Annotated in this window: 6 protein-coding genes; 4 read left to right on the top strand and 2 right to left on the bottom strand. The window is 43.8% G+C overall.

The genetic code is table 11. The features are described from left to right. Position 1: 1 nt before the first annotated feature. Together KI743_RS06750 and KI743_RS06755 are read right to left on the bottom strand one after the other, a co-directional pair. Positions 2–898 (bottom strand): cation diffusion facilitator family transporter, encoded by an 897-nt coding sequence (locus KI743_RS06750; protein WP_032550361.1) that lies wholly within the window; start codon positions 896–898, stop codon positions 2–4. Positions 899–1243: 345 nt separating this feature from the next. After that, the gene (locus KI743_RS06755) at positions 1244–2122 is read right to left on the bottom strand and encodes a LysR family transcriptional regulator (RefSeq protein WP_032550362.1); all 879 of its coding nucleotides are present in this window, start codon (positions 2120–2122) and stop codon (positions 1244–1246) included. Positions 2123–2284: 162 nt separating this feature from the next. On the opposite strand from KI743_RS06755, the gene KI743_RS06760 reads away from it, so the two are divergent. The 4 genes from KI743_RS06760 (at position 2285) to KI743_RS06775 (ending at position 6299) form a co-directional block, all read left to right on the top strand. Beyond that, positions 2285–2884 carry a class I SAM-dependent methyltransferase gene (locus KI743_RS06760; protein WP_285465672.1) on the top strand — a complete coding sequence of 200 codons (600 nt, stop codon included), beginning with the start codon at positions 2285–2287 and terminating at the stop codon, positions 2882–2884. A 186-nt stretch (positions 2885–3070) separates the two neighbouring features. Beyond that, positions 3071–4630, top strand: a complete 1560-nt coding sequence (locus KI743_RS06765) for a YjjI family glycine radical enzyme (RefSeq protein ID WP_285465673.1) — start codon at positions 3071–3073, stop codon at positions 4628–4630. Positions 4631–4652: 22 nt separating this feature from the next. After that, positions 4653–5549 carry a YjjW family glycine radical enzyme activase gene (locus KI743_RS06770; protein WP_285465674.1) on the top strand — a complete coding sequence of 299 codons (897 nt, stop codon included), beginning with the start codon at positions 4653–4655 and terminating at the stop codon, positions 5547–5549. A gap of 369 nt (positions 5550–5918) precedes the next feature. Continuing rightward, positions 5919–6299 (top strand): hypothetical protein, encoded by a 381-nt coding sequence (locus KI743_RS06775; protein ID WP_285465675.1) that lies wholly within the window; start codon positions 5919–5921, stop codon positions 6297–6299. The last annotated feature ends 34 nt before the right edge of the window (positions 6300–6333 follow it).

The following is a 6333-nucleotide window of genomic DNA, read 5'->3' on the forward strand; positions in this document are numbered from 1 at the left end:
TCTAACTAGCAATGCTCAAGTTGAGTTTCAGCTCATAAGGCATTTTTGATAGGCGTCGCTTCAGCAAGCGGCGCGTCTTTTCAATATCATTGACCGCAATGGTTTCTTGGTTATTGGTGTGGATATCAACGTTGATACGCAGCTCTTGACCTACTTTCGTTACGCCTTTCAGCTCTAGGTCTTGTTCCGCTTCCTTATCAACAGCGATAACGTTCTCATCAACCTTTTCACAAATCTCTTTGTTCGCCGACATCATCAGCAGTTCACGCATTGCTTGTTTAAGCATATCGAATGGCACTTTGATGAAGTAGAACGACATCAGAACCATCATCATCGGGTCAGCGTACACAGCAAACTCAGCATACGGTGACAAGGTGATTAACCACGCTGCAACGAAACCTGCAGTAACCGCCACACTCAATAATGTATCCATCTGCCACTGTTTCGATTCTGCTTCAATCAAACCTGAAGAGAATGACTTACTTTTATTGGCGATGTACCACCATGCGTAACCACAACCCAGTACGTTCAATGCACCAAAGATGGTCGCGATTGAAGCGTCGACTTCACGACCGCCGGTCATTAGCGCACCAACGGCAGAGTAAAGTGAATAACCTACGACGATAAGAATTACAGCAGCTTTAAAAGCGATAACGATAGGCTCAATAATCGCGCGACCAAAAGGGAAGTTAGAGTCTGATGGGCGATTAATGTACTTCGATGCAGCTAGTGACAATAAAGTTAACAGTAAACTGATCAGCGAATAAACACCGTCGAATACGATGACGAGGGAACCAACAATTAAGCCTAGTGCCAAGCCTCCCAATGCAAAGCCAGATGCAAGAAGGGCTGAGAACATTAATACTCGATTTTCGTTTTGGTTTGTCCTGTCACACATAATGATTTCCTAGTGTCTTCGATAACTTCATTGTTCTAATACTGAGCGAGTTTTACAAACTCAATCTGCCTTCACGCAAAATCAAAAATGTAGTATTTATCAGTTATTAAATTAAATCATAAGGTTAAGTGTGATTTTGCCTGTCACGTTTTTTGACGCTGACTGATATCGATAAGGATAGTTTGAGGAGTACTAGAGGGATGTGCGCCTTAAATAACAAACGCAGTCAATAGCTATTGCACCGACATTGATGGTGTTGATGAGCACTAAGCGTGATTAATGCTCATCGAAATCGAAAAGAGATTAGATGAAGTGTCTGTCGAAGACCGAGATAGAGTCTGACATTTAAAAATCAAACAGATAGTCGCTGATCTTGTCCGCTAACCAGTTCATACCTGGGTGTTCCGCCATACCTGCCGCAGTAAACATACAGTAATCTTCTTGAGTTAAACCGTACGTATGCTTAATAACAGATAGTTTTTGTTCGCGGAGTAGGTGACGAATCAACGGCTCTGGCATTACGCCCCAAGCGTCTTCACGCATGATGGTGTCGAGCATGTAATCGAAGCTCGAAAATCCTATGTAGCGGCGCGAGAACGGGTCAAGTACAGGGTTGTCTTTCTCGTTGAGGTAAACCATAGTCGCTTGCATCGAGTTACGTAGTACTTCATCAGAGACTCGGCGCATTTGGCTAAGCGCGTGTCCTTTCTGGCAAACCGACATCATTCGAATCTTACCGAGTGGGTTGTAGAGGATCCTCGGGTCATCAACACGTTCGTAATCGACACCAAAGGCAAAGTCGACCTGCTGGGTTTCAACAAGGTTGGCCAAATCACCACTTGAAGCTAGAACAATATTGAATGAGGTGGAAGGGTAGCGGTTGTTCAGTTTATGCGATAGGTCTTGCCACATCTCATCGGGAAGAGAGTCGTCGCGTGCTATCCAAATCTCGGCGTTAAACTCACCTGAAACATGCAAACAAGTCTGCTTTATGCGAGCAGCCGTGACCAACATGCCTTCGCAATCCTTGTAGATAGCTTTTCCCGCTTCAGACAGTTCAACGTGGTTACCACTGCGAATGAACAGTTCAACATCCAGCTCTTTTTCAAGTGCTTTGATCGACATGCTGAGCTTAGTACGGTTGCATTCGAGTTGGCGTGCAGCCTCTGACACTGAGCCGAGGTCTGCCACGGAACAAAACGCTTGGATTTGAGACAAGTTCATAGATTTTCCGGAATGAGCGAGAATCGTAAGATTTATATGTGAATATTGTGCTGATTCTCTTAGAAATAGTCCATCATTGCATGATAACTCTATGACGAACGGGTCAATTTAGTTTAATCTGAGAGGGTTCCGAACGTACAAGAAGTAAAGATGGAGGCCATGATGGCGAAACAATGGGACGAGTACGCAAAAGACTGGGATAAAGAACCCGCAACGGCTGAATTCGCAAAAGCCGTATTTGACCAGTTGAGCCAGCTCGTTGATCTAGACGGAACCCGTGTCCTTGATTTTGGTTGTGGCACAGGTCTGCTTAGCCAAAAAGTGTCCCCTTTTGCAAAAGAGATTATTGCTTTAGATTTCTCTGAAGCCATGATTGAAGAACTCGACAAAAAAGAGCTACCCAACGTAGAGCCCGTTGTTGATATTCTTTCTCGTGGTTTAGCAGCTCAACACCCTGCATTTCGAAAGCAATTTGATGTCGTAGTCGCTTCGTCTGTGTGTGGCTTTATCCCGAATCTGCAAGATACGGTGAGTTTGATTTACACACTTCTAGAAGAAGATGGACTGTTTGTTCACTGGGATTGGTGTGTAGAGAGCGATGACGAAGCGTCTGGTTTAACACTGAGTCGCTCAGAGAACGTGTTAATGGCGGCAGGCTTCTCAGACGTAGAAGTATCAGTACCGTTTTCGATTGATACCCCTCAGGGTAAATTAAAGGTACTTATGGGCGTTGGACGCAAGCAGTCTTACCACCCATACTAAATCACGCTAATGCGTTGAAACTAAAAGATAGACTAAACCCATGCTGTTTTGCAGTGTGGGTTTTCTTTTGGGCGTTACATTAAACGGTGGTTTTCCATAATGGAAATGTTTAATTGATTAAATTTCAATAGTGGAAAAGTGATTACTCTTTTAAAATAAGACCATATAAATATAAAGGGTTTTATCATGAGCCACCAAACAACGTCATCACCAATGCCTGAACTTCAGCAACGTTTCCACAATATTATTTCGGATGCCAACTTATCACCTAAGCAGAAGTCGAGCTATTTAGCGTTAGAAGCGGAAGCAAGCCTACCGTATATGCCAATCAGCCAAGAAGCTGAACAAGCACTCAAAGACGGGGTGCTGTGTGACATGTTTGAAGGCCATGCGCCGTTTAAGCCGCGCTACGTCTTACCAGACTATTCTAAATACTTACATCAAGGCTCAGAGTATTTAGAACTCAGCGCGGCGACCAATTTAGATGAAGCGCTCAACATGTTGACGATCATCTATCACCATGTGCCATCCGTGACCTCTATTCCTGTGTACCTTGGTCAACTGGATGATGTGTTAATGCCTTTCGTTGGCGATCTAACAGACGAACAAATCTATCAAAAACTAAAACTGTTCTGGATTATGTTAGATCGCACACTCCCTAATGCGTTCATGCATGTGAATATCGGCCCTGCAGATAACATCATCTGTCGCACTATTTTGCGAGTAGACGCTGAGCTTAAGCAGATCGCGCCTAACTTAACCTTTATGTACGACCCTGCAGTGACACCTGACGATCTTTTGCGTCAAGCAGCGAGCAACATCTGTGAATGCAGTAAACCTCATATCGCAAACTACCCAGCACACGCGAGTGCTTACGGTGATAAGCGCTTTGGAATCGTGAGTTGCTATAACTCTCTGCCGCTTGCTGGTGGATCAAATACCTTGGTCCGTATGAACTTAAAAGAGGTCGCGCTAAAGTCTAAAGACAGCGCCGATTTTCTACAGCGAGTACTGCCGACATACGCCAACATCATGGTTGAGCTGATGGATGCTCGCAGTCGTTTCCTTCATGAAGAGTCGAATTTCTTTGAAGGCTTCTTGACGAAAGAGGGCTTGATTGAAGAAGCGCGATTCGCGCCTATGTTTGGTATCTACGGCATGGCAGAAGCCGTCAACATCCTGATGGAGAAAGAGGGTGCTGAAGCTAAGTACGGACACGATGAAGCAGCCAACACACTCGGTCACACCATCTCTGAAAAGCTCGCAGAGATCGTTGAATCCTCACCAGTTCAATATGGCTTAAACGGTAAAGCACTGCTGCACGCACAAGGCGGTATTAGTCTTGATAAAGATGTAACCCCAGGTGTGCGTATTCCTTACGGAACTGAGCCAGATCCAGTCTCTTACGTGCGAGCAACCGCAGGTCATCATAAGTTCTACACATCAGGCATCAGTGACATCTTAACGATTGATGAGACTGTAAAATCGAACCCTGAGGCGATGTTCAACCTATGTAAAGGTGCAATTCAAGCCGGTTATCGTGAGTTTACTGCAAACGTCGCGTCGAACGATTTGGTGCGCGTGACGGGCTACATGATTAAGCTCTCTGATATCGCAAAATATGACGAAGAGGGTTCTCGTACCAATACCACTTTCTTGGGCGCAGAGGCTGCAAAAAACACTGGTATTTTGGAGCGTAAACCACGTGTGGCGAGCTTAGAAATGTCACCTACCTACGAACAATAAATTTTCTGATCTAACGACTCACATGGCTAGGGTTACTAAAAATATAAAGGCAGAAAAACAAGCGAAGGTCAGCCGTGTGCTGACCTTTTCTTGTGTTGACGGGCCGGGAAATCGCTTGGTGTTGTTTCTACAAGGGTGCAACTTTGATTGCATCACTTGTCACAACCCTCACACCATCAATCACTGCAACCATTGTGGTGATTGTGTTCCTGAATGCCCAAGTGAAGCGCTAACTCAAAATAGTGAATCTGGTACAGTTACTTGGCATCCGGAAAAATGTACACATTGTGACAGGTGCATTGATGTGTGCAGTCATAAGTCGAGCCCGAAAATATCACTGATGACAGTTACTGATGTTCTTGAAATCGCGAGAGAAAATCAGTTCTTTTTAAGCGGAGTTACCATCTCAGGCGGTGAAGCGACAATGCAGCTGCCGTTTATTATCGAACTCTTTAAAGCAATCAAAACCGATCCTCAGCTCTCTCATTTAACCTGTTTTATTGATAGTAATGGCTCACTTTCATCGGAAGGCTGGAGTAGGGTTCTGCCGTACCTTGATGGCGCAATGATCGACCTAAAATCATGGCAAAATGAAACTCATCAATGGTTAGTGGGGCGCGAGAATCACCGTGTACTCTCTTCAATCAACTTCTTAGCGGAACATCAAAAGCTACATGAAGTCCGTTTACTGCATATCCCCGGAAAAAGCGACTTAGATGCAGAAGTCGAACAGGTAGGCCGTTACCTTAGCTCATTGCCAGAAATCGTAGCGATTCGTCTCAATGCGTTTCAGCATCATGGTGTGATAGGGGAAGCCTTAAATTGGCCAAAATGCACTAAGCAACAAATGAATGAGTTTCATGACCAGTTATTCGCTTATGTCCAGCGGCCAATGCTAACACCGCAAGTCTATACCTAAACTCACTTTTTCCCCCTGCAAAACCTAACATCAAGTTCATGGCTGATTCACTTACCATCTTTATTTACTTTTCTGTATATCTAGACAGTTTATTAAGCTTGAAGGTTGTCTGAATATTGAAAGTGGCATGTTTTATTGAATTTCTAGTCTCACTTTGTCGATGGCGAGTTTTGTAAGTTGTGGTTTCTTAATGGTTATATGACTTTCATACCTTGGATAACACGCCGACGCGTTTTTACGTGAGGTTAGAGTACATATTTCGATATGTTTTCTTTAATTTTTAACAGCTTATGATAAGTTGGTCGAAAGTCATTCAGGTAGAAAAACGAGACTGCCTGTTATTAAGAATGTTATATTTTCGAGGCAGATATGAGCAACTTTAGTTTTTTACTCAATGATGATGGGAAAGGGAAGGTTGTAATCGGCCCTTATCAAGAGAGTTTTATAGCGGAATTAAGTTTCTGGGGCATCGATGATTACGTTGAACACTGGAGAACAGCTGAGGACGTATTAAAGGGAGGAAATGCCGTATCATTTATAATATCAATAACCGATCCCGAGAATAGCAATTTTATTCGTTCATGGGTTTGCTACCCTATAGAGCATGAATTGGTGTTTCAAGAACATATCATATTTTTAGATGATTTAGACGTGCCGTTTAATGTGAGTCAACCGCACGAAAATGTACAGCCATACGAAGCAACCACAGAAGAAGGTCACAAGATTTCAGAGTGGCGTATAAAAATATAACAAGGCGTTTAAGGCAGATTCTGTAGTTGACCCG

Source organism: Vibrio sp. D420a (assembly GCF_030248625.1).
Classification (GTDB): Bacteria; Pseudomonadota; Gammaproteobacteria; order Enterobacterales; family Vibrionaceae; genus Vibrio; species Vibrio fortis_A.